Here is a 25,615-nt window from a genome sequence, read left to right on the forward strand (position 1 = left end):
GACCAGGCTCAGGCGCCCTGGACCCGTCGGCCGAGGACGAGGACGAACTCGTCGGCGACGTTCTCCACCCTCGAGATCGACCAGGCCTTGGCCGGGATGGCCGCACCGGCGCCGGTCCGGAACTCGGGAACCTCGAGGACGAATTCGGCGTCTGCGCCCGCTGCCCGCGCCGTCACGCCCCCGACCTCGGGGGCTTCCTCCTCGGCGCGTGCGCGCCCTGCGCTCGGGTCATCGATCTGCAGCAGCTCCGCCTCCACCTCGACGCCGTCAATGAAGGCCAGGTGCACCGAGGCGGGCCGCAGCACCCGTCGACCCCAATTCCCGCCGGGACCCCGGCTTCCGTTCCCCACAAGCCCCTGGCTTCCACCATCGGCAGCCTCCTCCACCTCCTCGACGGTCAGTCGGGCACCCGGGAAGAGGTGCGTGCGGTCGGTCCTCAGGTGCAGTCGCACAGCGTCCATGCCCGCATTCTGCCACCCCACGGCCCCTCAGCATCCGAGAACAGGATTGCGAATGAGACCCGGATCACTCTATATTTAACGACCAGATGGTCATTTATTCCCATCGTCTGCGGACGCCCCGCCTCGAAGAGGAGTTCCCTTGAGCACATCCGGGCCCATCGGCCACGTCGACAACACCGGCGCCGCAGCCATGTACGCCAACGACCGGGCCTCCCAGCACCTGGGCATCACTCTCGACGACCACGGGCCCGGCTGGGCCACGTGCTCGATGACCGTCACGGACGTCATGGCCAACGGCCACGAGATCACCCACGGCGGATACATCTTCCTCTTCGCCGACACCACCTTCGCGATGGCCTGCAACTATCCCGGCTCGGTCACGGTCGCCTCGGGCGGGGACATCACCTTCCTCGCACCCACGCACGTCGGCGATCACCTCGTCGCCCACGCCGCCGAGGTCGTCAGGCAGGGGCGGTCCGGGATCTATGACGTCAGCGTCACCCGCGGCGACGACCTCATCGCCGTCTATCGCGGCCGATCCCGCACCCTGCCCGCCCCGAAGAACACCTGAGGAGACACCATGACCGCCAACAGCCTCGGCGAAAGCGCTGACACCCACCTCGACTCAGGTGAAACGATGAGTCTGGACGAGCTGCGCGCGCAGCAGCTCGAGAACCTCAAGACCACGGTGTCGACCGTCTATGAGAAGGTCCCGTTCTACCGGAAGGCCTTCGATGAGCTCGGCGTGACCCCGGCGGACATCACGAGCCTCGACGACATCGCCCGTCTCCCCTTCACGAACAAGCAGGACCTGCGCGACAACTACCCCTTCGGCCTCTTCGCGGTCCCCCGTGAACAGGTCGCGCGGATCCACGCCTCCTCGGGGACGACGGGCCTGCCCACGGTCGTCGGTTATACGCAGAGCGACCTCGATGTCTGGAGCAGCCTCATCGCGCGCTCGATCCGCATCGCCGGCGGTCGGCCGGGGCAGATGCTCCACAACGCCTACGGGTACGGGCTGTTCACGGGCGGGCTGGGCGTGCACGGGGCGGAGCGGCACGGCTTCACCGTCGTTCCGATCTCCGGCGGGCAGACTCCGCGCCAGGTCCAACTGATCCAGGACTTCAAACCCGACATCATCACGGCCACCCCCACCTACCTGCTCACAATCCTCGATGAGTTCCACAAGCAGGGAATCGACCCGACCTCGACAAGCCTCAAGATCGCGATCTGCGGAGCAGAGCCATGGACGGACGCGATGCGCAAGGAGATCGAGAAGTCGTTCGACATCGACGCCGTCGACATCTACGGACTCTCCGAGGTGATGGGTCCGGGAGTCGCCAGCGAGTCCGCCGAGACCAAGGACGGCCCGACGATCTGGGAGGACCACTTCTATCCGGAGATCGTCGACCCCTTCACCGGTGAGGTGCTGCCCGACGGCGAGGAGGGCGAACTCGTGTTCACCTCGCTGACGAAGGAAGCGCTGCCGATCATCCGCTATCGCACTCATGACCTGGCGAGCCTGCTGCCCGGCACTGCTCGACCCTCTTTCCGCCGGATCTCGCGCATCACCGGCCGCTCGGACGACCTCATCATCATCCGCGGAGTCAATGTCTACCCGGCCAACGTCGAGACCGTGCTGTTCGAGTTCGAACACCTCAGCCCGCACTTCCAACTCGTGCTCACCCGCCCCAACCGAATGGATGAGGTCACCGTCGAGGTCGAGCACCGGGAGGGCGTCGGCGCGATGGAGCTCGAGGGCCTCGATGAGCAGGTCGCCGAGCGGATCAAGGAGCGCCTCGGCGTGAGCGCCACCGTGGTCGTGCGCACCCCGAGCGAGCTGCCGCGGTCGGTCGGCAAGCTCAAACGCATCATCGACCGCCGCGAGAACATCCGCTGAGCAGCATCCGACCGGCTGGATAGACTGATGGGCATGCCTCGATCGACACCTTCAGCACCCGCCGCTGCTCGCGGAACCGGCGCGACGCCCGACTCGCCCGGTGAGGTGCCGACGACCCCCGCTGCGGCAGCGCCCAAGCGCAACCGCCGGGGTCGCCCCGGCTACGACCGGGAGACGCTGATCAACAAGGCCACCGAGGTGTTCGTGACCCGCGGCTACGACGGAACGTCGATGGACACGGTCGCCCGGGAGCTGGGGATCACGAAGTCGGCGATCTACCACCATGTGAAGTCGAAGGAGGAGCTGCTCCGCCTGGCGATCAACCGCGGCACCGATGCCCTCGACTCCGCCGTCGAGGCAGAAAGCCACCGGACGGATCTCACCGCTCTCGAACAGCTCCGCCATGCTGTCCACGCCAGCGTGCTCATCCTCATCGAATACCACCACTCCGTCACTCTGCTGCTGCGGGTGCGCGGCAACTCGGCGGTCGAGCGGGATGCGCTCGAGAAGCGGCGGAAGATCGACGAGAAGATCCGTGGCCTCGTCGCCGCCGCGATCGCGGAGGGCGGCGTGCGCGCCGACTTCCCGCCCGGACTCATCACCCGCCTGCTCTTCGGCATGGTCAACTCGATCACCGAGTGGTATCGCCCCGGCTACCCCGTCAGCCCCGAGACCATCGCCGACGCGGTCACCGCGATGGCATTCTCCGGCCTCGAGGCCTGAGCCTCCCTGGCGCTCGGAGCCCCGCGCCTCCTTTACTCCTTCGCCACCAGGGTGAGGACGTCGTAGTTGGCGACGGGTTCGCTGTCCTGGTTGACCACCTCGGCGTCCCAGCGCACCTCGCCGTATTCGTCGGTCTCTCGCGGCGTGATGCGCTTGGCCGTGAGCGTGACCTTGAGCTTGTCGCCCGGTGAGACAGGGGTGACGAAGCGCAGACCCTCGAGGCCGTAGTTCGCGAGCACCGGCCCCGGGTCGGGCTGGACGAAGAGACCCGCGGCGAAGGACACGATGAGATACCCGTGGGCGACACGGCCCGGGAAGAACGGATTGGCCGCGGCCGCCTCCTCGTCGGTGTGGGCATAGAACGTGTCGCCGGTGAACTCCGCGAAGTGCTCGATGTCCTCGAGAGTGACCGTGCGCCATTCCGATTCCAGCGCGTCCCCGATCCGCAGATCCGCCAGGGACTTCGTGAACGGATGCTCGCCGAGGTGACGCTCAGCTCCCTGCACCCACTCACCTGAGATCGCGGTGAGCATGTCCGGCGAGGCCTGGATCGCGGTGCGCTGCATGAAGTGCTCGACTCCCCGCAGACCGCCGAGCTCCTCGCCGCCTCCGGCCCGACCCGGACCGCCATGGACCAGAGTGGGCAGGGGCGAGCCGTGGCCGGTCGACTCCTTCGCGTCGTCGCGGTCGAGGACGAGGATGCGGCCGTGCCAGGGGGCGACCTTCCGCACGAATTCCGTGGCGAACGCCGGGTCGTGAGTGACGACGGAGCCGACGAGGGATCCGCGGCCACGGGCGGCGAGCCGGACCGCCTCGTCGAGGGACGAGTAGGTGATGAGCGAGGTCACGGGTCCGAACGCCTCGACATCGTGAACCGCATCGATCCAGGGATCTTCGGCCCGGAGCACGGTGGGGGCGACGAAGGCGCCGCCGGGGAAGCGGTCGGCGAGCGCGTCCGAGGCCTCCCGGCCGCCGGTGATCACGCGGGCGCCGGCGGCGACGATCTCGTCGACGGCGTCGAGCACGTCGCCGCGCTGATCGGTCGAGATCACCGGCCCCAACCGGGTCGACTTCTCACGCGGATCCCCGGCGGTTGCCTCGGCGAGCTTCGCGGTCAGCGCCTCCGCCACAGCCTCGGCGTGCTGCTCCGGGACGATCGTCCGTCGGATGGCGGTGCACTTCTGCCCGGCCTTGACCGTCATCTCGGCGACGACGCCGGAGACGAAGAGGTCGAACTCCTCCGTTCCGGGGGCGGCATCGGATCCGAGCAGGGAGAAGTTGAGGGAGTCCGCCTCGGCGAAGAACCGGGTTCCGCGTTCCTTGACGCAGTCGAGGTCCGCGAGACGCCGCGCCGTGGCGGCCGATCCGGTGAAGGCGATGGCGTCCTGCTCGGCCAGGTGGTCGAAGAGCCCCGTGACGTCACCGCAGATGAGCTGGAGGCAACCGTCGGGGAGCAGCCCGGAGTCGATCATGTCGGCGACGACCGCGCGAGTCAGGTGCGCGGAGGCGGTGGCGGGCTTGACCACGACGGGAACGCCTGCGACGAACATCGGCGCGAACTTCTCGAGCATTCCCCAGACGGGGAAGTTGAAGGCGTTGATCTGCAGCGCCAGGCCCTGCCGGGAGGTGAGGATGTGACGGCCGACGAAGCTGCCGCCCTTCGACAGCCGCTCGACTCCCCCGTCGAGGTGGATCGTCGAGTTCGGCATCTGCCGGCGGGCGACCCCCGAGTAGGTGAAGAGGGTGCCGATCCCGCCTTCGATGTCGACGAAGGCGTCACGCTTCGTGGTCCCGGTGCTGAACGAGATCTCGTGGTAATTCGCGGCCCATTCCATCAGGTGGGCGCCGAGCTGCTTGAGGATCACGCCGCGCTGGTGGAACGTCAGCTCCTGCAGCGCGGGGACGCCGACCGAACGGGCATGGTCGGCGACGGCGCCGAAGTCCAACCCCTCCGAGCTCACGTGGTGGAGCAGCTCTCCCGTGACGGAGTCGCGGACCGCTCGGGCCGACCCGCCTGCGGTTGCGCCCGCTGCTTCGCCGCGGCCCTCCGGCGTCGGGGTGTGCCAGGATCCGGCCACAAAAGAACCGAGGATCTCCGTCATGCCTGCTCTCCTTCGAAGAATGGGGGTACGCCGAAATACGGCATTCGCTCCTCAGACAGATACTAACCAATCGGTCGGTAATTGTCACTGAAACGAGTGACAGGGCTCACTTTCTCACCTATGATCGACACAATTACTGACCGAGCAGTCAGGCGGCGGCAACGGAGCAGTCCGCACTTCGGACGCAACGAGGCTTGTCCGCAGACCACATCCGCACGATCCGATTGGCAGGGAAGCCGCTCATGCCCACAGCCCCCGTCCCGTCCTACACCGCCGAGGAGCGCAAGGTCCTGGCCGGCACTCTCGTCGGCACCACGATCGAGTGGTACGACTTCTTCATCTACGCCCAGGCCGCCGGCCTCGTCCTCGCGTCCCAGTTCTTCGCCCCGCTCGCCTCCGACAGTCCCGGGCTGGGACAGATCATGGCGTGGGCGTCCCTGGGGATCTCATTCCTGTTCCGGCCCCTGGGCGCGATCATCGCCGGTCACCTCGGCGACAAGATCGGGCGCAAAGCCATGCTGGTGATGACCCTGATGCTCATGGGGCTGGCGACCTCCCTCATCGGCCTGCTGCCGACCTACGCGCAGATCGGGGTCGCGGCCCCGATCCTGCTGATGTTCCTGCGGATCCTGCAGGGCTTCTCCGCCGGCGGAGAGTGGGGCGGCGCAGCACTCCTGTCCGTCGAGCACGCGCCCGTTGGCAAGCGCGGCCTGTTCGGGGCATTCCCCCAGATCGGAGTGCCTATCGGCATGATCCTCGCGACCGGCGTGATCTGGATCCTCACCACAGTCCTCACCCCGGAGCAGTTCTTGAGCTTCGGGTGGAGGATCCCGTTCCTGTTCTCGATCGTCCTCGTTCTCGTCGGCTATTACATCCGCCGCCGGGTCGAGGAGAGCCCCGTGTTCGCCGAACTCGCCGAGCGGCGCGCCGAATCCTCGGCTCCGCTGTCGACTCTGTTCAAGACGAACACGCGGGAGGTCATCCTCACCGCGCTCATCTTCATCGGCAACAACGCGGTCGGATACATGATCATCGCGTTCTTCGCCGCCTACGCCTCCCGTCCGGTCGAGGAGGGCGGAGCGGTCGGGCTCGACCGCGCGCCCGTGCTTCTGGCGACGACGGTGGCGAGCTTCGGCTGGCTCGTGTTCACGATGTGGGGTGGGACGCTCTCGGACAAGCTGGGCCGTATTCGCACGTTCCAGATCGGCTACGGCCTGCTCATCCTCTGGATGGTGCCGACGTTCCTCATGATCGATGCGGCCAACATCTGGCTGTACGGCATCGGCATCCTCGTCCTCACCGTCGGCATGGGCCTGAGCTACGGACCGATGTCGGCTCTCTATGCGGAGATGTTCCCCGCCCAGATCCGGTACTCGGGCGTCTCGATCGGGTATGCGCTCGGTGCGATCCTCGGCGGTGCCTTCGCCCCGACCATCGCCGAGGCGCTGCTGCGGTCCACCGGCACGTCCCTGTCGATCGCGGTCTACATGATCGTCGTCTGCGTCATCTCCCTCATCGCCGTCAGCATGGTCAAGGAGACCAAGGGAGTTCCGCTCGGCGTGGAGAAGCATCACGCCTGAGGTGGCTCAGGCGCGGGGGTGGGTTCGCTGCGGCGGGTGCGCGCTGCGGCGGGTGGGTCCGCTGCACGACGACGGGCACCGTGTCCTCAGGCCGCGCTTCAGCACGCAGCCGCCCAAATTGAGCGGACTTCGGTTCGATTTTCTCGCTCAGATCGAAGCGAAGTGCACACAAGTTGGCGCAGATCGAAGCGAAGTGCACACAAGTTGCCGCCGAGACGCGCGAGGCGACTCCGCCGAGGCGGCTCAGCCGCGGGTGCGCACCGGGAACTCGGCGTGGATCTTCTCGATCAGGGCGAGCACCTGCGCCGACTCGTAGGGATCGACCGGAACGTCGCCCTCACCACGGATCGCGGCCGCCATCTGCCGGTAGAAGCCGGGGTAGTCTCCCCGCACGATGTCAGGCGTCTTCGTGCTCGCCGGAGCCCCGGGACCGCCGGTGGGCGGCTGCGGAGGGGTGTGGATCTGCATCGACTCGGGGGCTTCGGGCGTCCCGTACTCGTCCTCCGAGGGCAGCACTCCCGTACCCAGCTGCGCCTCCTGCGGGTCCTTGCCGATGCTGACGAAAGCCGCTTGGTCACCGGTGACGCTGAAGCGGGCGCCGGGGGCGGGGCTGCGGCGGTTCATCCACAGCCGGGAGCGTACCCCGTTCTCGTGCAGGAGCGACACGAACGCGTCCTCGTCGGCCTGAGCGTCGGGATTGTAGGCGGCGAGTTCGGCGTACACATCGCTGATCGGGCCGAACAGGACCACCGCCTGGTCGAGCAGGTGTGTGCCGAGGTCGAAGAGGACGCCGCCGCCCTCAGCGGCCGGGGTGCTGTCCTTCCAGCTGCCCGGTGGTCGCATGCTCCACGACTCGACGCGGGACTCGAAGGTCCGCACCTGACCCAGCGCTCCTTCGTCGAGCACTGCGCTGAGGGTGAGGAAGTCCGTGTCCCAGCGTCGGTTCTGGTAGACGCTCAGCTTCCCCGCCGAGGCGTCCGCCGCCTCCAAGATCGCGCGGGCATCCTCGGCAGTGGCGGCGAAGGGTTTGTCGACGACGACGCTGAGGTCGCGCTCGAGGGCCGCGATCGCCTGCTCCCGGTGGAGCGCGGGCGGGGTTCCGATGACGACGAGATCGATGTCGCCGTCGGCGTCGATGCGCTCGAGCAGGTCCTCGAACGTGTCATGGATGGTCGCATCGGGGTGGGTCGACTGCGCATCGCTGCGACGATTCTCGTCGGACGTCACGATCGCTGAGATCACGTAGTCCGGACTGTCGGCGAGAAGCGGCGCGTGGAAGGTCCGCCCGGACGTGCCGAAGCCGACTACGGCGGCTCGGATCGGGGCAGGAGTGGTTGCTCCGTCTGTGGTCGCAGCAGTCATTTCAGCACCTCCGAGAGAAAACAGGACGTCGTCGCCACTCTACGGCTCAGCCAGGCCTCAGCGGTGGCGACTCGCCCCGCGCTCAGGAGACGGGTTCCCGGTCAGTCCCGGCCGGAACCGGTGCCCGCAGAGCGAGGATCGCGACGATCCCGGCGACGAGGACGACGATGGATCCTGCCATCAGCGCGAACTGGTACCCCTCGAGCAGCGCCTCAGGCGTCACCTCGGCGCCGGTCGCCTCCGGTCCCATGCGGGTCGCGGTGACCGTGGCGGCGATCCCGGCCAGCAGGGCCAGGCCGATCGCCACTCCGATCTGCTGCGCGGAATTCAGCAGCGCCGAGGCGATGCCCGCCCGGGCTGGTTCCACGTCGTAGATCGCGGCCTGGGTCAGCGCCATGATTCCCATCCCGTAGCCGATGGCGAGGAACAGCATGGCCGGGGCAAGGTGCCACCAGTAGGCGGTGTCGAAGGAAATGCGCGAGAACCAGAAGGTCGCTCCCGCCGCGAAGACCACGCTGAGCGCGGCGACGAACCGTGGCGAGAACCGGAGGATGAGCTTCGGTCCGGCTCCCGCGCCGATGAAGATGCCCAGGGCGAAGGGGAGCCAGGACAGGCCCGTCTGCAGCGGACCGTAGCCCTCGAGGTTCTGCAGATGGAGGGTGATGATGAAGAAGGTTCCCATCGGCCCGATGGCCAGCAGCAGCATCGAGACGTAGGCGCCGGACCGATTCCGGCTGCGGAACAGGCTCAGCGGCACCAGCGGGTTCGCACTGCGGGCCTGCACGACCACGAAGAGGACCAGCAGCACGGCGGCTGTGGCGACGAGGGCGAGCGCGATGGGATCCCCCATTCCGGTTTCGCCGAAGCGGGTGATGGAGTACACGAGCGCGACCATTCCGCCGGTTCCGAGCACCGCGTCGAGGGTCCCGATCCGCCCGGTGTGCGGCTCACCCGCGGTCAGGGTGCGAGTGCCGAGCAGTGCCAGCAGCCCGATCGGGACATTGATGAAGAAGACCCAGCGCCATCCCAGGGTGCCGGTGAGGACTCCGCCGAGGATGAGCCCGAGGATGATTCCGAGGCCGCTCATCGCGCCGTAGAGCGAGAGGGCCTTGTCCCGCATCGACCGGTCGTCGAAGGTCGTGGTGATCAGCGCGAGCGCGTTGGGCGAGGCCAGTGCCGCGCCGATGCCCTGGACGGCGCGGGCGGCGATGAGTGTTTCGACGTTGGGTCCCAGGCCACCGACGAACGAGGCGAGAACGAAGACGAGGAGGCCCAGCTGCAGTGTCCGCTTCCTCCCCCAGACGTCGCCGATGCGTCCACCGAGGAGGAGCAGTGCCCCGAAGGCGAGGATGTAGCCGTTGACGACCCATGGAAGGTGGACGGGGTCGACGGTGAGTTCGTGCTGGATGCTCGGCAACGCGATGTTGACGATCGAATCGTCGAGCACCAGCATCAGCTGGGCCGTGGCGATCACCAGCAGAGCGAGCGCCCCACCTGTGGCCGCTCGTTTCTCGCTCATGGCAGTCCTTCTCATCGTGGTCCTCTCGATTCGGACGGTCACCGGGGTCTTCGCATACCCCCTGGGTGTATCTATGTCGTGCCCAATCTATACCCTCCCTGGGTATACGGTGCAAGTCGGCGCGAGGAGATCCACGCCACTCATCGGCTACTGTGCAGATGAACCCCCGAGAGAGGATGTGCCGATGAACGAACTCAGCTACGCCGAGGTGGCGTCGGCATCGACGAGGATCGCCGGTCGGGTCCGACCCGTCACGGTCACGGCACCCTCCCCGGAGTCACCGCTTGTCTTCGCCCTCGAGTTCATGCAGCACACCGGCACATTCAAGGCCAGGGGTGCGCAGAACTTCATTCGCGCACACATGGAGGCCGGCACGCTGCCCGCCGCCGGAGTCACGATCGCCTCCGGCGGCAACGCGGGTCTTGCCTGCGCGTGGGCGGCCGGTGCGGAGGGTGTGCCCGCGACGGTGTTCCTGCCGGCCAACGCTCCTGCGGTGAAGGTCGATCGGCTGCGCGGCTACGGCGCTGATGTTCGGCTCATCGGATCGGAGTACGCCGAGGCGGCTGCCGCGTGCGAGGAGTTCGTGGCGACCTCCGGTGCCCTTGCCTCCCACGCCTACGATCACCCGCTCATCGCCGCCGGCGCCGGAACGCTGATGACCGAGATCCTCTCCCAGATCCCCGACCTCGACACCGTCGTCGTCGCGGTCGGGGGTGGCGGACTGTTCGCCGGGGTGGCAACAGCCGCGCAGCACCATGGTGTGCACACGGTCGCGGTCGAACCAGAGAAGTGCCGTGCCCTCAATGCCGCGCTGCGGGCCGGCGAAGTCGTCGACGTCACGGTCGACTCGGTCGCCGCTGATTCGCTCGGGGCACGCCGGGTGACAGAGCTCGCGCTCCATGCGGCGCAGAACGACCTGGTCACCTCGGTGCTCGTCAGCGATGAGCAGATCAAGGACGCCCGGCAGCTGCTGTGGGACGAGCATCGGGTGGCAGTCGAGCACGCGGCCGCCACGGCATTGGCGGGGATCCTCGCGCCCGGTGGGTACCGGCCGCAGGCTGGGGAGAAGATCTGCGTCGTCCTCTGCGGAGCCAACACCAGCCTCGGTGATCTCTGAGGCGAGACCTCGCGGATTCTCGGCGATGACAGAAGCGAAACCACGCTGACGAGCTCCGAACCGAGGCCCGCTGTCACACTTCGCGGCCCGGCTTCGACACACAGGTGAGCGGTCTTCCGCCGCCCGGGCCGGTGTCTTCGCCGCCGGGTGAGCCCCACCGCTCGGGCGAGCGGAGCCACCGCCGCCGACAGTCGAACCGGCACAAGGAGAATGACATGGCACGACTCAACCTCGAGAAGGCGAGCCCGAAGGGGTTCGCGGCCGTCCGCAGGATGGAAGCGCATATCAGGAGCACCGTCGATCCCGAACTCCTGGAATTCGTCAAGATCCGCGCCTCGATCCTCAATGGCTGCGGTTTCTGCATCGACATGCACACCACGGAAGCACGGTCGAAGGGGATGGCCGCCAGGCGACTGCACGCCGTCGCCGGCTGGCAGCATGCGGGCGAGCTCTTCGAGGAGCGGGAGCGAGCCGTGCTCGCCCTCACGGACGCCGTCACCCAGATCTCCGCCGACTCGGTCAGCGACGAGGTGTGGGGCCGGGTGAAGCAACATTTCAGCGACGAGGAGATCGGTGATCTGCTCGTCGCCATCGGTACCATCAACGTATGGAACCGCATCTCCATCGCCGCCGAGGTGACCCCACCGGTCGATGCGCAGCACCCCGTCGAATGACGCCGCCGCCGAGCGGGCGGACGGGGGCAGAATGACCGTTCCGTCCGCCCGCCCGGCAGACCGTTCAGGAGACGCGGTCGAGACGACGACTACCTCGGCGACGGAGGCCTGGCGCGCCGAGCGGGGGCGCCTGCTCGGGATCGCCTATCGCATGCTCGGCGATTTCGGGGAGGCCGAGGACGTGGTCTCCGAAGTGGCGATCGAGGCGATCCGGTGCGAACAGGGCGATGCCGATTCCGTGCGGTCGTGGCCGAAGTGGCTGACCACCGTCTGCGTCCGCCGTTCCATCGACCGCGTTCGCCGCCTGGCCGCCTCCCGGGAGGACTACCCCGGCCCGTGGATGCCCGAACCGATCTCTGCCGAGGTGCTGCCCGACGATGCGGTGGCCAACGGGGAGCTGCTCAGCCTCGCACTGCTGCACGTGTCCGAGCAGCTGCGGCCTGAGGCGCGCGCCGCCCTCATCCTCCACCGCGCCTTCGAGCTCACCGCCCCGGAGATCGGCGTCATCCTCGATCGCTCGGCCGCCGCAGTGCGCCAGCTCATCTCCCGTGCTGAACGGCGGTTGCGGGAGACCGGTCACCTCGCCGAGACGGGGGTAGGCCCGCAGGACAGTGTGCCAGTGCAGAGCAGCGCGCGACTGCAAGACAATGCGCGGCTGCAGGCGATTTCGCGGCTCGGGGCGGCGATCGCCGATGGTGACCTCGAACGCGTCGTCGATCTGCTCGCACCCGGGGCCGTGCTGTGGACCGATGGCGGAGGCAAGGTGCGCAGCGCCCTCAACCCGGTCTTCGGCGCCGAGCGGGTCGGCCGGTTCTTCACAGGGATCCGTCGGAAGTCGCATCGGCTGCACCCCGAGGTGCCCTTCCGCCTCTCCGAGGCACAGCTCGTGGCCGAGACCGGCCTGCGCCTGCACCACTATGGGCGCTCGGACCTCATCGCCGTCGAGTTCCGAGCCGATGGACGCATCGCTGAGATCCGCCTGATCTCCAACCCGGACAAGCTCGCCCGGCTCTGATCTCACGAACGTGCGCCAATGCTGCGGGGCACCAACGCTGGCTGCTCGCATCTGCCGCAGAGCACCAGCGATTCGGGATCGCGCTTCAGGCGGCCACGCTTCAGTCGGTCGCGATCTCCAACCGCCACAGCGAGGTGACTTCGCGGCTGCGCGCCGCGTGCAGGGGGTCCGACTCGTCGGTGGCACGGCCGTGGGTCGGCGTGGTGTCGAGCCGATCGATCACCCGCAGCCCGGCGGTGGCGATCCGGTCGAGCAGGTCCGAGCGGGTCCGCAGACCCAGATGCTCGGCGAGGTCGGAGATGATCAGCCACGCCTCGCCTCCCGGTTTCAGGTGCTCGGCCGTGCCGTCGAGGAAGCGGTGGAGAACCGACGAATCCTCGTCGTAGATGCCGAGTTCGAGCGCCGAGGTGGGCTGGGCCGGCAGCCATGGCGGATTGCAGACGATGAGGTCGGCTTCCCCGTCCGGGAACAGGTCGGCTTCGACCGCGTAGGCTCGGTCCGACCACCCGAGGCGGGCGAAGTTCTCGTTCGCACACTCGACGGCACGTTCGTTGATGTCCGTGGCGACGATGCCCTCCATCCCGCGCCGGGCGAGCAGGGCGGCCAGCACCCCGGTGCCCGTGCCGAGATCGAAGGCGGTGATCGCCTCGGCGGGGATGGGCGCACGTGCGACGAGGTGGACGTATTCGCCTCTGACCGGGGAGAACACACCGTAGCGGGGATGAATCCGAGCGTCCAGGGCCGGGATCGGCACCCCCTTCTCGTACCAGCCGCGGGCGCTGAGCACGCCCTGCAGCTCCGTCAAGGACACGCACATCGCCGAGTCGGGTTCGCCGTAGGCGTCTCGACAGGCGTCGCGCACGTCGGGTGCACGGCGCAGGTTGAGGGAATGGTCGGCGTCGAGCTCGACGATGAGCCGGCCGAGGACTGCGGCCCGCTCTGCCCGCGCCTCACGCTGAGCGAAGAAGGCTTCTCGCGCAGTCTTCCGGTCACCTCGGCGAGAGAGGTCGCGGTCGACCCGCCGGGCCATCGCACTCAGCAGCTGCCGGGCGTTGTGGAAGTCGCCGCGCCACAGCAGCGCCGTGCCCTTGCGCGCGAGTCGGTAGGCCGTGTTCGCGTTGGTCTCGTCGCCGATGACGAGAACGCGGTCAGGGGCGGGAGCGTTGCTTTCCGAGTGCCAGGTCGCCGAGTGTGCGTGGCCGTCCTCGGTCCAGTCGATTACGGGCACGGGACTCCCTTGGTGTCGGAGGTTCGGGATCGGCAGTTAGGGGTCGGTGCACCTCGGAAGTGAGGCGCGAAGGGCTTCCCCATTGTCACACGGCGGGCCTGCGTCGCGGACAGGCCTTACTCAGTTACGATCGCCGATTCGCCGCTCCAGCGCGGCAAGCAATTCCTGTTCGAGCAGTTCAGGTTCTCGCGCTGCTCGCGGCCGGGTGAATTCGTCAGCGGACGGGAGCATTCGGGACCCGCCATCCGGCTCTTCATGTGCGTCGAACGGGATCAGCGCCGGGCACAGCAAAGCATCGATCCCGTCCTCGCTGACCGCGATGGCTCGGATGCGGGCGTGAGCGAACACGTGCGGGTCGATCCGATTCCAATCGATCAGCCATCCCGCCGAGGCGGCAAGCTGATTGAAGAACACGAACTGCGATCTCGTGTTGATGTCGCGGAACGGATGGATCGCTGTGATTTCTCCCCAGGTCCACGCCAGACCGCGCGAGAACTCATCGCGATCCAGGGCCTGCAGATGGTTCATCCCGGCGAGCGCACCGAAGTCCGGCGCGGATTCGGCGGGAATGTACTCCGGCAGACAGTGCGCCATCCCTGTACCTTCCGGGCCGGTGTTCGTGTCCCGCAGCTCCCCGCCCCAGGTGTAGAAGCCCTCGACCAACCGGGCGTGGATCGCCTGCAGATGGGGCAGGTCGAAGTCGCCGGGGATCGGGTGCAGCGCGAGTTCACGGGCGCGCAAGCCGATGATGGCTGTCTCAGCCTCTTTCCACGCCTCCGAGTCTGTGTAGCCGGGAATGTTTATCAGCACCTCGGTGCCGGGATACGTGTAGTGGTCCGGCATCAAGGCCTGCCCCCGGTCATCGTGCGCCTTCGACTACCGAGTGGGCCCGTACTTCTCATCGATCTGCGCAAGTCGCTGTTCGATCGCCTCGTCTGCGCTCAGTTCTCCAGCCAGTACTCGGCGACCCAATGTCCGGTCAGCATCGGTCTCCTCTTCGCCGGCCATCCGCTGACCCGCTGCGACTTGTGCTTCCAATCGGTCGATCTCGGCCTTCGACAACGTCCTTGTGGTCGCCATGACGCCCCCTTCATGCTCAGAAGATGTCAGCCATTCTACCGCCAGGGCCTGGCATGGCCTGAGGTCAGTCAGTCGTCGATTCAACGTCGCTGCTGCAGGGCCGCCGGCGCAGTCAGACGCCGCCGCATCTCGGGTCGAGAGATCCGAGATGCGGCGTCGTCCTTGGTGTCAGGATGCTGCGGCGACCTGTGACTGCCCGAATCGTTCCGGCCGGAACGTCGCCAGCATCTCCTCCTTGACGCCGTCGACGAGTTCGTTGGCGACGAGCTCTCCGCCGATGAGGGCAAGGGTCGCACCCGAATGGGTGAAGATGGCGTAGCAGCCCGGAACCGAGTCCAGCTCGCCGAACACGGGTTCCCCGTCACCGGGGATCGGCTTGAGCCCGATCTTCCATCCAGCGGCCCTGATGCCGGGCTCACCGGCATAGAGGCGCGCGGCCTCCGCAACGAGCTCGTCGACAGTCTCCTGCGGAATGTCGTAGGTCCCGTCCTCGTTCGTGACGATCTGGTCTTCGTACCAATCGTGGTCGATCGCGATCGTCGATCCCGGGTTCGGCCGCACGGCCGCACGAGGGGTGTTGAGGACGACTCGTTCGGGGACCTCGAACGGTTCGGAGATGACCAGCATGGACAGCGGGGAGGCATCCTCGAGGCGGACGCCGAGTTCGGCGACGACCGCGGGCGTCTGCGGTCCGCAGGCCACGACGACGGCATCGCCTCGGTGCTCCTCGCCCGATGCGGTGCGCACGCCGAGGGCTCGGCCGCCCTCGGTGAGCACCGAGCTCCTACCGGCACCGGTGACGATGAGTCCACCGCCCTCGGTGATCTGCGCGGAGAGGTGATCGATGAGGTGGGGCAGGCTGACCCAGCCTTCCTCCGGGTTGAACACCGCCGCCGAGTCCACGGCTACGGCGTTGAGCCCCGGAACCACCTCGGACAGCGACTGCGGGTCGAGGAGCTGGGAGGCGTAGTCCTTCGCCACCTCGGCATCGTGCCGATCCCGGGCCGCCTCAGCACCGGTTCCCCAGAAGACTCCGCCGCCGAATTCGAGCCAGTCGGAATCGGGGTGCGCAGCCTTGAGCTCGCGGTAGCGGTCGATTCCAGCCAGACGGAAGTCGTGGTATTCCTGGGACCGCTCTCCGGCCGAGTTCAGCCACGACAGGGAGCGGCCGGAGGCGCCGGAGGCAAGTTCCGCTTCGGTGACGACAGTGACGTCGACGCCTTTGCGGATGAGATGAGCGGCGGTCGAGATGCCGAGTGCTCCGCCGCCGAGGACGACGATGTGGCGGGTGTCAGTGGACAATTCCTGTTCTCCTTCAGGTTCAAATGGGTATCAGCGTTCAAGGATGTGCGGAGCCGACGGCCGCAGCTTCCCCAAGGCGGCCGGTCGCCACCGGAAAGCGAGTGTGGATTTCGTCGAGCAGTGCGAGCACATGGGCGGAATCCTGCGGATCGACCGGTAGTTCACCGTCTCCGCGGATCGCCGAACTCAGGAGCCGGTAGAACTCCGGATAGCATCCACGTTCCTGCTCGACCTCGACGGTCTCACCCGGGCGGTGCAGGAGCATGCCTCCCGCCGCTGAACCATAATCCGCCGAGGTGGGTGTGAGTCCTGCGGCGAGCTGAGCTTCCTGTGGGTCCTTGCCCCGGCTGCTCAGCCCCGCTTCGGAGCCGACGAGGTGGAACCGTTCGCCGTCCACCGGGGTCATCCGGTTCATCCACAATCGGGATCGCACGCCGTTGTCATGAACGAGCGTGACGAAGGAATCCTCGTCCGCGCCTTCGCCCGGAGAGTGACGGACCAAGTCGGCGCTCACCTCGGCGACGGGACCGAACAGTCCGATGGCCTGATCGACGAGGTGGGGGCCGAGGTCGAGGAGGATCCCCCCGCCTTCGGCGACCGGGGTGACATCCTTCCACCCGGGAGCGCCGTTCCGACTGCTCCACCATTCGAAGCGGGACTCGAAGCTGCGGACATCGCCGAGCGCGCCGGAATCGATGAGTTTCTTCACGCTCAGATAGTCGCCGTCCCACCGCCGGTTCTGGAACACGGTGAGGACGCCCTCGGAACGGGCAGCGGCGTCGATGATCGCCTGCGCGTCGGCCGCGCTCGGGGCGAACGGTTTGTCGACGACGACGCTGATGTTTCGTTCGAGCAGCGTGATCGCCTGTTCCCGGTGGAGGCCGGGAGGGGTGGCGAGGATGACGAGATCGATGTCCCCGGCCTCATCGATACGGTCAATGAGATCGTCGAAGGAGCCAAGCAGCGCGGCGTGCGGATGGGTCTGCTGCGCCTGAGACCTGCGATCCTCATTCGCCGTGACGATCGCCTCGAGTTCGTAGTCGTCATCGGCGGCGATGAGCGGCGCGTGGAAGACGCGCCCGGCGACGCCGAAGCCGACGATCGCAGTGGGGATCGGGTCTCGAGAGCCGTGGATCGGGCCGTCAAAGCCGTGGAGCGAGTTGCTGAGGGTCATTCAGAGCACCTCCGAGAGGAATCGGGAGAGTCGGTCGGTCTTCGGCGTCTCGAACAGGACTTCGGGCGGTCCCACTTCGACGACTTCGCCTTCGTCCATGAACACGACCTGGTCGGCGACCTTGCGTGCGAAACCCATTTCATGAGTGACGACGACCATGGTCATTCCTCCCTTGGCAAGACCGGCCATGAGTTCGAGGACCCCGTTGACGAGTTCCGGGTCGAGAGCGGAGGTCGCTTCATCGAAGAGCATCACCTCGGGGTCCATGGCCAACGCCCGGGCGATGGCGACCCGCTGCTGCTGACCGCCCGAAAGATCCCGGGGCCGGTGATCGGATCGGGAGTCGAGGCCGACTTCGCACAGACGGGCTCGGGCGATCTCTCTGGCACGCGCCTTCGGCATTCTCTTCACATGCTGCGGGGCGAGCGCCACGTTCTCCAGGGCGGTGTGGTCGGGGAACAGATTGAACTGCTGGAACACCATGCCGATGCGCAACCGCAGCGATTCCGGCTTGTCCCGCAGGACACTGCGACCGTCGAGGAGGATGTCCCCTCTGCGCGGTTCGTGGAGTCGGTTGATGCCCCGCAGGAGCGTCGACTTGCCCGAGCCGGAGGGGCCGATGACGCAGGTCGTGGTCCCGGCGGCCACCTTCAGGCTCATGTTCTTCACGACGTCGATGTCGCCGTGGGCGAGGAAGATGTCACGCAGCTCCAGTGCTCCGCCCTTGTACTCCGCGCCGTGGTCGGACTTCTTCTCCGCCTGTTCCGCGATTGTCATTGTCTCCTGCATGTCACTGTGCTCCTGTCGAAGTGCGGATGGGTGGCGTGGCGGCGCGGGAGCTCGAGAGCTCGCTGACTTCATCCAATCCGCTGCGAGGTGCGGCCGGCTTCCGCCGTCCGGTCCGGTATCTGTTGTCGATGTAGTTGACGACGTGGGTGAGGGGAATGGTGATGATGAGGTAGAAGATTCCTGCCATCACCAACGGCGAGAGGTTGCCTGTATTCACCGCAGCGTCCTGACCGACCCGGAAGAGCTCCCGTTCCGCCGTGAGCAGTCCGAGGAAGTACACCAGGGACGAGTCCTTGATGATCGAAATGAATTGGTTGACCAGGGCCGGCAGGACCCGGCGGATGCCCTGCGGAACGACGACGAGCGCCATCGCTCTCGGATAGCTCATTCCCAGCGCCTTGCACGCTTCCAGCTGACCCTTGTCGACGCTCTGGATTCCCGAGCGGAAGATCTCTCCGATGTAGGCGGCTGCGATGAGGCTGAGCGCGAAGATCCCCAGGGGGTACGGGCTCGCGCCGAAGAGGTCCCTCGACACCCGGGCCAGTCCCTGGCCGACGAGCAGGATCGTGACGATCGCCGGCAGGCCGCGGAAGATGTCGGTGTAGATTCTGGCGAGACTGCGGATGAACCACGAGCGGGAGATGCCCGCGATCGCAAGGATCATTCCGAAAACGGTGCCGATGACCGTCGCCCAGATCGAGATGACAAGTGTGTTCTTCAGCCCGGTCCCCAACAGCTGGGGCAGTACGTCGAGCATTGCCTGGCCGTCCAGGAACGTCTGGCGCAGCAGTTCCAAATTGTCCATTGTGTCTCCTCAGGGTCGAGCCTGCGGCTCAGCCCTCGTCTTCGGTCCGGGCTGCTTCGCTCGGTTCCGGTGTGGATGTCTGTCGGGTGGAGGGCTCATCGCCGGCCTCCGGCGGAAGGTACTGCTGGGGCATCGGGGAATCCGGGAACCACTTCTGGTAGAGCCGTTTCCACGTGCCGTCCGCGATCGCCTCGGCGATTCCCTTGTTCAGGGCCTCGCGGAGCTTGTCGTTTCCGTGTGCGATGGCGAATCCGGCTGGGGCGTCGAACGAGGGGACGTCGAAAGCGTTGATGAGGTCGAATCGCTTCGTGTAGTCTTTCGCCGCTTCGAAGTCGAGGAAGTGACCGACCACGCTGCCGGAGTTGAGGGCCGAGACAGCTGTGTTGTTGTCGGGGAAGCGGACGAGCTCGGCGCCGGGGAAGTTCTTCTTCGCGTACGCCTCCTGCAGCGAGCCCTGCACCACTCCGACCCGGTGCCCATCGGTGTCCTCGGGCTTCTCGACCCCGGCATCGGGAGCGGTCATCAGGGTGAGGTAGCCGGCGAGGTAGTCGTCGGTGAAGTCGACGGTCTCCTTCCGCTCGGGGGTGATGCCGATAGCGGCCACTCCGACGTCGAACTGGCCGTTCGCGACACCGGAGAGGATGGCAGCGAAGTCCTGACCCGCGAACTCGACGTGCTCGATGCCGATTTCGTGAGCCACAGCCGTGAAGAATTCGACGTCGAAGCCGGTGAACTGCCCGTCCTTGTTCGTGAAGGTGTAGGGCTTCGCATCGCCGATGCTGGCGACCCGGATGGTTCCGGGAGTGATGAGGCCGTAGGGGTCGTCCTTCGCTGCTGCTCCACCGCATGCCCCCAGAACGGCGGTCAATGCCAGTGCGCTCAGCACTGCGATCGTTGCTCTGATCCGGCGGGATATTCTCATGTCGGGTTCCGTTCTCGCGCCTTTGCGTGGTCTGCTGTCCGTCTGCTGTCATCCTGAGAGCGGTCTCTGAGACCGGTCTCAGTCGGAAGTACAATCGACTGTAGAGTCATGACACACGTCACGTCAACCCCTTGGAGGGCAATCCCATGACCCGAGAAGCTCGTCGCAGATCGGCCACTGTCGCCGATGTCGCGGCTGCCGCTGGAGTGTCGAAGGCCCAGGCGGCACGAGCGCTGGGATCATACGGCCAGGTCAGCCAGGCTGTGCGCGACAAAGTCCAGAAAGCTGCCAAAGACCTCGGATTCCGCCGCAACCGCCTGGCGGCGACAATGACGACGGGCCGGTCGAACATCCTCGGCGTCGTCGTCAGCGAGATCGAGAATCCGCATTTCGGCCTGGCCGTGCGCGGGATGAGCGACACGGCACGCGCCGCCGGCTACGATCTGATGCTGCTCAACACGGATGAGAACGTCGAGGCGGAGGTCGACGCCGTCCGCGTCCTCACAGAGAAGCAGGTCGATGGTCTCATTGTCACCCCTAGCTTCCCCGGGCGCACGGAGCATCTCCAAGAGGTCATCGACCTCGGCATCCCGCTCGTCCAGTTCGATCGTCAGATCAAGGACCTCGACGCCGAGGCGGTCACCGTCGACTTCTCCGCAGCGACGTCGGCGGCGATCGAGGAGCTCATCCGGACCGGCCATCGGCGAGTCGCATACCTCTCCAGCCTGGACTGGGACGAGCCGTTCGACTGGGACGCCGATCTCGATGGTGCGCCCGTCCGGCAGCGCATCCACGGTCTGCATCAGGCTTTCGTCATCCACGGTCTCGAGGCGGATCCCGCCCTCATCCGGTTCAACGCCCGCTCCTCCGCAGCCGTCTCCGCCATCGTCGACGATCTCCTCTCTGGCGATCCGCCGACGGCTTTCGTCGCCTCAGACAGCCTCATCGCCCAACGACTGCTCGGTGAGCTCGCTCGCCGAGCCGTCCGGATTCCCGATGACGTCTCATTCCTCATGTACGACGACTTCGAATGGACGACGCTCATCTCTCCGCGGCTGACCGTCATCGCCCAGCCGGTCTATGCTGCCGGCGCGCGAGCGGCCGCGAAACTGATCGCGCAGATCAGCGGAACCCCGGGCACCACTGAAGAGCCTCTCGAGGCGACGCTGATCAGACGCGACTCCATCGGGCCGGTCGCAGTGGCGGCACACTCCGGCTGAACACGACTGGCCCCTGCAGTCACGCCCCGCATCTCGGGCCGGCAGAGCTCGCACCACCGTTCCACATCATGGATTTCGCGCCACCGCCCTCTGCGGTCGGGCAATAATCGTGAGATGGACAACGGCCTCGGACCCGAGGATCTGGGTCGAATGAAGATGCGAGGGAAGATCCTCCGCCGCTCGGCCTCGTTCAACGTCGCCCACGCCGTCGACGATCTCGAACCCGGCACCGGCGCCCAGAGCATCCAACGCGCACTGACGCTGCTCAACCTCGTCGGCCTCATCGCCAGCGAGCGCCGCGGCGGAGCCAGCCTGTCGGAAGTCGCCTCGATCAGCGGCCGACCCAAGGCGAGCGTGCACCGGATGCTGCAGGCGCTCATCGCGATGGGCTACGTCGAACGGCTCGACGAAGGCGGCTACCGCCTCGGCGTGCAGTCGCAGATCCTCGGTCAGCTCGCGCAGAAGTCGGTCGATCCGCTGGTCACCGAGTCGGAGTCGAGTCTCCTCCGGCTCGCCGAGCTCAGCCAGGACACCGTCTTCCTCACCCTGCGCACCGGCAGCTACTCGATCTGCGCCCGCCGCGAAGAGGGCTTCGGCGAGATCTTCAACAACGCCCTGGCCGTGGGCGACCGCCATCCCTTGGGGATCGGCGCGGGCAGTCTCGCGATTCTCGCGGAGCTCCCCAGCGCCGAGGTGGACGCCCAGTTCGAGGCGAATGCGCAGATCCTCGCCGAGAAGTACCCGAAGGTCTCGATCGACCAGCTGCGCGACATCATCGACCAAGCGCGGCTGGACGGCTTCGTCCACAACCCGGGCCTCTTCGCCCAGGGCTCATGGGCGGTGGCGGTACCCCTGAGGATCCGCGGCAGCCGGCCCCGCGCCGCCCTGTCGATCGCGAGCATCGCCGATCGCATCACCGGCCCCCGGGTCGAACGCCTCGTCGCCCTCCTCCGCCACGAGGCGCGTGCCATCGCCGAGGCGCTCACCGCCGGCAGCGCCCCCTCGTGACGCCGCCATGCCTCATCACTTTTGGAACTATGCATCTGTTCCGGAACAGATGCATAGTTCTAGAAGTGATGGACTGCCGCGGACAGTCGCAGCAGTCACCATCAATACCGATCGATCTCGGGAGCTTCGGCACCGTCCGTACTTCCGAAGGCGTGCTCGAACGCCTGCTGCCAGGCCCCTGACTCCTTGGCGTCCTCAAGTGCGTCGTTGACGGCGTCGCGGAGCACCTCGTCGCCCTTCTTCACTCCGATCCCGAGCGGCTCCTCCGAGAAGGGCTCGCCCACCAACCGCAGTCCGCTGCCCTCACCCGCGAACCCTCTGAGGATAAGGTCATCGTTCGTCACCGCATCAACGGCACCGGACTGCAGGTCCGTCAGACATTTCGACACCGAGTCATACGTGACGAGTTCGGTCTCGGGAAAGTCCTTCTCGATCCTCTGGGCGGGCACGGAACCGATGGTCGCGCACGCCTTCTTCCCCTTGAGATCGCTCGTTCCCCGGATGTCGGAATCCTCCTGCACAAGAAGGTCCTGCCCGGCGATGTAGTAGGGGCCCGCGAAGTCGACGACCTTCTTCCTCTCGTCATTGATCGTGTAGGAAGCCGCGATGAGATCGACGGTCCCCTGCTGCAGGAAAGCCTCTCGGTTTGTCGCAGCAGCTTCGACCCATTCGATTTCCTCGGGTGCGAATCCCAAATGTGCGCTCACCATCTTCGCCAGTTCGATCTCGAAGCCCACTGGTGCATCGGAGCCTGGTTCGAGATTTCCGATGCCCGGCTGATCCAGCTTCACCCCGAACTTCAGGGTGCCGGAGTCCTTCGCCTCCTTCCACACAGATGATTCTGCGAAGTCTGCCGATTCGTTGACCTCGTATTCCGGTGCTGCTTGAGCAGCGTCCTCACCGGGAGCATTCGGCGTCCCCGACTGCCCGCAAGCGCTGAGCATCACCAGTCCCAAACCGATCGCGATCGCGGACCGCCAGAAAGTCTTTCGCATTGCATCTCTCCTTTGAGCATCACGGGAAAAGGGCAGCTGAACCGCCCAACCTCCCTTGCACCTTACCGAGAAACGCCTGCTCGTGGTCTTGGTGCCATCCTTCTGCAGCCAAGCTTGACAATGACGACGACGCAGAAGACGAGATCGGCCGCCACCAGCACCATCGCTCACCGATCAATGAGTCTCTCAGCCCGCACCTCGTTCTCGGACTCCTGCTCAGGTGCTCCTCCGGGGATCACCCCTTCACCACCGGTCGCGCGGCCTGCTGGATGAGCCCACCGTCGACCGGGATGACCGTGGCGTTGATGTACGCGGAGACGTCGGAGGCGAGGAAGACCGCGAGCTCGGCGATGTCCTCGGGTCGTCCCATCCGTCCCGTCGGTGAGAGCGCGTGCCGAGCGGCCAGCATCTCCTCGACCGACCCGTAGTGACCGGAGATCGACCCGTGAATGAGAGGCGTTTCGATGAGCCCGGGGGCGATGGAATTCGCGCGGATCCCCTCGTGGGCGTGCTGGAGTGCGGTGGCCTTGGTCAGTTCCATCAGCCCCGCCTTCGACGCCGCGTACGCGGGATAGTCGTAGCCCATGTGCCGCATCCCGCCGACCGAGGAGACCGTGATGATCGACCCGCCGCCGGCTTCGCGCATGTGCCTCAGCGCCAGCTTCATCGCACGGAACGCCCCGACGAGGTTGATGTCGAGAGCAGTCGTGAAAGCCGCCGCGTCAAGGGTATCGAGCCCGCCGTTGACGACGATGCCGACGTTGTAGTGGAGAACGGTGGGAGCAGCGAGGACGTCCGCGCAGTGCGCGAAAGCGGCAGCCAGCGAATTCTCGTCGCTGACGTCGGCGGCGATCGTCGTGAAATCCGGGCCATTCTCGCCGAGGTGGCCGTCGGCCTCCAGCGAAGCCTGCGCGCCGAGGTGGCCCTCGGTTTGCAGCGCGGACCGCGCGTGATCGAGGGCGGCCGGATCGCGGTCGACGATGCACACCCTGGCGCCGGCTGCGAGGAAGGCGCGAGCCGCAGCGAAGCCGTTGTTGACCTGCCCGTCCGGGGTGCCGCAACCGATCGCCATGACGATCTTGCCGGTCAGATCACTCATCGCGCGTTTCCCCATCCCTGTGTTCTCGATATCGTGCCGTTGTTCTCACTCACCGGCCAACGATAGTCCACGGCCTGGACCCGGGCTCGATCGCCGATGCCCCAGGACGGATTCCAGTTCTGATTGCGGACCTGGGAGCGTTCTGCCGCTACCCGGGGACACTGACGAGCCTGAACTCCTCAGGCCACCACCACCGCGGGATCCAAGCGTCGACCGCGTTGACAACGTGTCGCATCTTTTCCTGTAATCTGATATATCAGTTGTTGATTCACCGGTGCCGGTGGACTTTCATCGCCGCGGATGGACATTCCGCCGGCGACCCGAGCAGTCCAGAGAGCGCGTCGACTCGACAACACACGAACCAGCGAAACGTTCCCCTCAATGAAGAAGGACATCCATGACTGACAGCGTCGTCTCCACCACCGAAGTGCCCAAGGGAGAGAAGACCAGCTTCCTCCGCGTGTTCACCTATGCCGGGGCGATCATCGCATTCCTCATCGGCTCGGGTTTTGCGACCGGCCAGGAGATCCTCCAGTACTACGCCTCCTACGGATACTGGGGAGTCTTCGGCACCGGACTGCTCGTCCTCGTCCTCATCTCCTACGTGGCTGTCGAGTTCTTCCTCGTCGGCCGGGCGCAGCAGTTCGCCAAGCCCTCTGATGTGTTCTACCACTACTGTGGCAAGCATCTCGGTGTCTTCTTCGACTACTTCTCGATCCTCTTCGTCTTCCTCAGCTTCACCGTGATGATCGCGGGAGCCGGGGCGGTGTTCGAAGAGCACTATGGACTGTCGAAGTACATCGGTGGTGTCGCCCTGGCAGCCGCCGTCTGCCTCACCGTGTGGTTCGGTCTGAACAGCTTGGTCGACGTCATCGGCAAGATCGGACCGATCATCGTCGTCGTCGCCATCGCGCTCGGCCTCTTCGGCGTGCTCCGCGACCCCTCCGGGATTGCCGTCGGCAACGCCATCCTCCCCGACCTCGATGTCACTCGCGCGTCCTCCAACTGGTTCCTCTCGGGTCTGTCGTATGTCGGATTCTGCATGCTCTGGCTCGCGGCGTTCCTCGCCGCCCTCGGCAAGACGGTGAAGAGCCGGCGCGAGGCGACGGCCGGCGGGCTGACCGGTGGCGTGCTCTTCTCTCTGGCCTGCATCGTCGTCGGCCTGGGACTGCTGGCCAACATGGAACGTGTCTTCGACGCGGAGATTCCGATGCTCGTGCTCGCCGGCGACCTGGGCCCCTGGGTGGCGACAGCGATCTCGGTGATGATCCTCGCGGGCATCTACACCACGGCGATCCCGCTGCTGTGGACCGTGTCGTCACGGTTCTTCGAGGACAAGTCATCGAAGTTCAAGTACCTGACGATCGCACTGGCCGTTGTCGGCACGATCGTGGGCCTGCTGATTCCGTTCTCGCAGATGGTCAACATCGTCTATGTGATCAACGGGTACGTGGGAATCCTGCTGCTGGTGCTCATGATCGTCAAGACTGTCACCCGCATTGCCCGCCGCGAGAAGGTCTGAACGCTCCGCATCCCTTGC

At 66.4% G+C, this 25,615-nt stretch carries 24 protein-coding genes; 10 read left to right on the top strand and 14 right to left on the bottom strand.

What is annotated here, in order from left to right; all coding sequences use genetic code 11:
- Window positions 1-8 precede the first annotated feature (8 nt).
- Complete coding sequence (locus RIT73_RS03300) at window positions 9-461, bottom strand: hypothetical protein (protein ID WP_309130628.1); 453 nt, start codon at window positions 459-461, stop codon at window positions 9-11.
- A 139-nt stretch (window positions 462-600) separates the two neighbouring features.
- Between RIT73_RS03300 and paaI the strand changes: the two genes are divergently transcribed.
- Genes paaI through RIT73_RS03315 form a run of 3 tightly spaced genes read left to right on the top strand, consistent with a single transcriptional unit; the run spans window position 601 to window position 3,084 of the window.
- Window positions 601-1,032, top strand: a complete 432-nt coding sequence (gene paaI / locus RIT73_RS03305) for a hydroxyphenylacetyl-CoA thioesterase PaaI (RefSeq protein ID WP_309130629.1) — start codon at window positions 601-603, stop codon at window positions 1,030-1,032.
- Window positions 1,033-1,041: 9 nt separating this feature from the next.
- Window positions 1,042-2,361, top strand: a complete 1,320-nt coding sequence (gene paaK, locus RIT73_RS03310; RefSeq protein ID WP_309130630.1) for a phenylacetate--CoA ligase PaaK — start codon at window positions 1,042-1,044, stop codon at window positions 2,359-2,361.
- A 33-nt stretch (window positions 2,362-2,394) separates the two neighbouring features.
- Complete coding sequence (locus tag RIT73_RS03315) at window positions 2,395-3,084, top strand: TetR/AcrR family transcriptional regulator (protein ID WP_309130631.1); 690 nt, start codon at window positions 2,395-2,397, stop codon at window positions 3,082-3,084.
- Window positions 3,085-3,116: 32 nt separating this feature from the next.
- Here the strand turns inward: RIT73_RS03315 and paaZ are convergent, their stop codons facing one another.
- On the bottom strand, window positions 3,117-5,186 hold the full coding sequence (gene paaZ / locus RIT73_RS03320; protein ID WP_309130632.1) for a phenylacetic acid degradation bifunctional protein PaaZ: 2,070 nt from the start codon (window positions 5,184-5,186) through the stop codon (window positions 3,117-3,119).
- Window positions 5,187-5,428: 242 nt separating this feature from the next.
- Here paaZ and RIT73_RS03325 point away from each other — a divergent pair, with 242 nt between their 5' ends.
- Window positions 5,429-6,766, top strand: coding sequence for an MFS transporter (locus RIT73_RS03325; RefSeq protein ID WP_309130633.1), 1,338 nt, complete (start codon window positions 5,429-5,431; stop codon window positions 6,764-6,766).
- Window positions 6,767-7,009: 243 nt separating this feature from the next.
- Here the strand turns inward: RIT73_RS03325 and RIT73_RS03330 are convergent, their stop codons facing one another.
- Both RIT73_RS03330 and RIT73_RS03335 read right to left on the bottom strand, forming a co-directional pair.
- Window positions 7,010-8,128, bottom strand: coding sequence for a Gfo/Idh/MocA family oxidoreductase (locus tag RIT73_RS03330; RefSeq protein ID WP_309130634.1), 1,119 nt, complete (start codon window positions 8,126-8,128; stop codon window positions 7,010-7,012).
- An 82-nt stretch (window positions 8,129-8,210) separates the two neighbouring features.
- Window positions 8,211-9,647: an MFS transporter gene (locus RIT73_RS03335; protein ID WP_309130635.1), complete on the bottom strand. Its 1,437-nt coding sequence runs from the start codon at window positions 9,645-9,647 to the stop codon at window positions 8,211-8,213.
- Window positions 9,648-9,831: 184 nt separating this feature from the next.
- On the opposite strand from RIT73_RS03335, the gene RIT73_RS03340 reads away from it, so the two are divergent.
- The 3 genes from RIT73_RS03340 (at window position 9,832) to RIT73_RS03350 (ending at window position 12,453) form a co-directional block, all read left to right on the top strand.
- Window positions 9,832-10,764 (top strand): serine/threonine dehydratase, encoded by a 933-nt coding sequence (locus RIT73_RS03340; RefSeq protein WP_309130636.1) that lies wholly within the window; start codon window positions 9,832-9,834, stop codon window positions 10,762-10,764.
- A 215-nt stretch (window positions 10,765-10,979) separates the two neighbouring features.
- A complete protein-coding gene (locus RIT73_RS03345) occupies window positions 10,980-11,438 on the top strand; it encodes a carboxymuconolactone decarboxylase family protein (RefSeq protein ID WP_309130637.1) in 459 nt (152 codons plus the stop codon).
- A gap of 31 nt (window positions 11,439-11,469) precedes the next feature.
- Window positions 11,470-12,453, top strand: a complete 984-nt coding sequence (locus RIT73_RS03350; protein ID WP_309130638.1) for a sigma-70 family RNA polymerase sigma factor — start codon at window positions 11,470-11,472, stop codon at window positions 12,451-12,453.
- A gap of 100 nt (window positions 12,454-12,553) precedes the next feature.
- Here RIT73_RS03350 and RIT73_RS03355 read toward each other — a convergent pair whose 3' ends face one another.
- The 8 genes from RIT73_RS03355 to RIT73_RS03390 all read right to left on the bottom strand — a co-directional run bounded on the left by RIT73_RS03355 (window position 12,554) and on the right by RIT73_RS03390 (window position 19,753).
- On the bottom strand, window positions 12,554-13,681 hold the full coding sequence (locus tag RIT73_RS03355) for a class I SAM-dependent methyltransferase (protein ID WP_309130639.1): 1,128 nt from the start codon (window positions 13,679-13,681) through the stop codon (window positions 12,554-12,556).
- A 120-nt stretch (window positions 13,682-13,801) separates the two neighbouring features.
- Window positions 13,802-14,524 (bottom strand): Fic family protein, encoded by a 723-nt coding sequence (locus RIT73_RS03360; RefSeq protein WP_309130640.1) that lies wholly within the window; start codon window positions 14,522-14,524, stop codon window positions 13,802-13,804.
- Window positions 14,525-14,557: 33 nt separating this feature from the next.
- Window positions 14,558-14,761: a hypothetical protein gene (locus RIT73_RS03365; RefSeq protein WP_309130641.1), complete on the bottom strand. Its 204-nt coding sequence runs from the start codon at window positions 14,759-14,761 to the stop codon at window positions 14,558-14,560.
- 168 nt (window positions 14,762-14,929) lie between these two features.
- Window positions 14,930-16,063, bottom strand: coding sequence for an FAD-binding oxidoreductase (locus tag RIT73_RS03370; protein WP_309130642.1), 1,134 nt, complete (start codon window positions 16,061-16,063; stop codon window positions 14,930-14,932).
- Window positions 16,064-16,100: 37 nt separating this feature from the next.
- Window positions 16,101-17,237, bottom strand: coding sequence for a Gfo/Idh/MocA family oxidoreductase (locus RIT73_RS03375; protein WP_309130643.1), 1,137 nt, complete (start codon window positions 17,235-17,237; stop codon window positions 16,101-16,103).
- A complete protein-coding gene (locus RIT73_RS03380; protein WP_309130644.1) occupies window positions 17,238-18,014 on the bottom strand; it encodes an amino acid ABC transporter ATP-binding protein in 777 nt (258 codons plus the stop codon).
- 13 nt (window positions 18,015-18,027) lie between these two features.
- A complete protein-coding gene (locus RIT73_RS03385) occupies window positions 18,028-18,831 on the bottom strand; it encodes an amino acid ABC transporter permease (RefSeq protein ID WP_309130645.1) in 804 nt (267 codons plus the stop codon).
- 28 nt (window positions 18,832-18,859) lie between these two features.
- Entirely contained in the window at window positions 18,860-19,753 is an 894-nt protein-coding gene (locus RIT73_RS03390; protein ID WP_309130646.1) for an ABC transporter substrate-binding protein, read from the bottom strand.
- A 146-nt stretch (window positions 19,754-19,899) separates the two neighbouring features.
- Here RIT73_RS03390 and RIT73_RS03395 point away from each other — a divergent pair, with 146 nt between their 5' ends.
- Both RIT73_RS03395 and RIT73_RS03400 read left to right on the top strand, forming a co-directional pair.
- Window positions 19,900-20,973: a LacI family DNA-binding transcriptional regulator gene (locus RIT73_RS03395; protein ID WP_309130647.1), complete on the top strand. Its 1,074-nt coding sequence runs from the start codon at window positions 19,900-19,902 to the stop codon at window positions 20,971-20,973.
- Window positions 20,974-21,087: 114 nt separating this feature from the next.
- A complete protein-coding gene (locus tag RIT73_RS03400) occupies window positions 21,088-21,981 on the top strand; it encodes an IclR family transcriptional regulator (RefSeq protein WP_309130648.1) in 894 nt (297 codons plus the stop codon).
- 101 nt (window positions 21,982-22,082) lie between these two features.
- Here RIT73_RS03400 and RIT73_RS03405 read toward each other — a convergent pair whose 3' ends face one another.
- The gene (locus tag RIT73_RS03405) at window positions 22,083-22,976 is read right to left on the bottom strand and encodes a glutamate ABC transporter substrate-binding protein (RefSeq protein WP_309130649.1); all 894 of its coding nucleotides are present in this window, start codon (window positions 22,974-22,976) and stop codon (window positions 22,083-22,085) included.
- A gap of 235 nt (window positions 22,977-23,211) precedes the next feature.
- On the bottom strand, window positions 23,212-24,075 hold the full coding sequence (locus RIT73_RS03410) for an SDR family oxidoreductase (RefSeq protein WP_309130650.1): 864 nt from the start codon (window positions 24,073-24,075) through the stop codon (window positions 23,212-23,214).
- 397 nt (window positions 24,076-24,472) lie between these two features.
- On the opposite strand from RIT73_RS03410, the gene RIT73_RS03415 reads away from it, so the two are divergent.
- Window positions 24,473-25,597, top strand: coding sequence for a hypothetical protein (locus RIT73_RS03415; protein ID WP_309130651.1), 1,125 nt, complete (start codon window positions 24,473-24,475; stop codon window positions 25,595-25,597).
- The last annotated feature ends 18 nt before the right edge of the window (window positions 25,598-25,615 follow it).

The sequence above is a fragment of the Brevibacterium sp. genome (assembly GCF_031179145.1).
Taxonomy (GTDB): Bacteria; Actinomycetota; Actinomycetes; order Actinomycetales; family Brevibacteriaceae; genus Brevibacterium.

Bases quoted from the DNA above. Each gene is read 5' to 3' on its own strand.
- RIT73_RS03300 (WP_309130628.1), bottom strand. From the start codon at position 461: ATGGACGCTGTGCGACTGCACCTGAGGACCGACCGCACGCACCTCTTC.
- paaK (WP_309130630.1), top strand. From the start codon at position 1,042: ATGACCGCCAACAGCCTCGGCGAAAGCGCTGACACCCACCTCGACTCA.
- RIT73_RS03315 (WP_309130631.1), top strand. From the start codon at position 2,395: ATGCCTCGATCGACACCTTCAGCACCCGCCGCTGCTCGCGGAACCGGC.
- paaZ (WP_309130632.1), bottom strand. From the start codon at position 5,186: ATGACGGAGATCCTCGGTTCTTTTGTGGCCGGATCCTGGCACACCCCG.
- RIT73_RS03325 (WP_309130633.1), top strand. From the start codon at position 5,429: ATGCCCACAGCCCCCGTCCCGTCCTACACCGCCGAGGAGCGCAAGGTC.
- RIT73_RS03330 (WP_309130634.1), bottom strand. From the start codon at position 8,128: ATGACTGCTGCGACCACAGACGGAGCAACCACTCCTGCCCCGATCCGA.
- RIT73_RS03335 (WP_309130635.1), bottom strand. From the start codon at position 9,647: ATGAGCGAGAAACGAGCGGCCACAGGTGGGGCGCTCGCTCTGCTGGTG.
- RIT73_RS03340 (WP_309130636.1), top strand. From the start codon at position 9,832: ATGAACGAACTCAGCTACGCCGAGGTGGCGTCGGCATCGACGAGGATC.
- RIT73_RS03345 (WP_309130637.1), top strand. From the start codon at position 10,980: ATGGCACGACTCAACCTCGAGAAGGCGAGCCCGAAGGGGTTCGCGGCC.
- RIT73_RS03350 (WP_309130638.1), top strand. From the start codon at position 11,470: ATGACCGTTCCGTCCGCCCGCCCGGCAGACCGTTCAGGAGACGCGGTC.
- RIT73_RS03360 (WP_309130640.1), bottom strand. From the start codon at position 14,524: ATGCCGGACCACTACACGTATCCCGGCACCGAGGTGCTGATAAACATT.
- RIT73_RS03365 (WP_309130641.1), bottom strand. From the start codon at position 14,761: ATGGCGACCACAAGGACGTTGTCGAAGGCCGAGATCGACCGATTGGAA.
- RIT73_RS03375 (WP_309130643.1), bottom strand. From the start codon at position 17,237: ATGACCCTCAGCAACTCGCTCCACGGCTTTGACGGCCCGATCCACGGC.
- RIT73_RS03380 (WP_309130644.1), bottom strand. From the start codon at position 18,014: ATGACAATCGCGGAACAGGCGGAGAAGAAGTCCGACCACGGCGCGGAG.
- RIT73_RS03385 (WP_309130645.1), bottom strand. From the start codon at position 18,831: ATGGACAATTTGGAACTGCTGCGCCAGACGTTCCTGGACGGCCAGGCA.
- RIT73_RS03390 (WP_309130646.1), bottom strand. From the start codon at position 19,753: ATGAGAATATCCCGCCGGATCAGAGCAACGATCGCAGTGCTGAGCGCA.
- RIT73_RS03395 (WP_309130647.1), top strand. From the start codon at position 19,900: ATGACCCGAGAAGCTCGTCGCAGATCGGCCACTGTCGCCGATGTCGCG.
- RIT73_RS03400 (WP_309130648.1), top strand. From the start codon at position 21,088: ATGGACAACGGCCTCGGACCCGAGGATCTGGGTCGAATGAAGATGCGA.
- RIT73_RS03405 (WP_309130649.1), bottom strand. From the start codon at position 22,976: ATGCGAAAGACTTTCTGGCGGTCCGCGATCGCGATCGGTTTGGGACTG.
- RIT73_RS03410 (WP_309130650.1), bottom strand. From the start codon at position 24,075: ATGAGTGATCTGACCGGCAAGATCGTCATGGCGATCGGTTGCGGCACC.
- RIT73_RS03415 (WP_309130651.1), top strand. From the start codon at position 24,473: ATGACTGACAGCGTCGTCTCCACCACCGAAGTGCCCAAGGGAGAGAAG.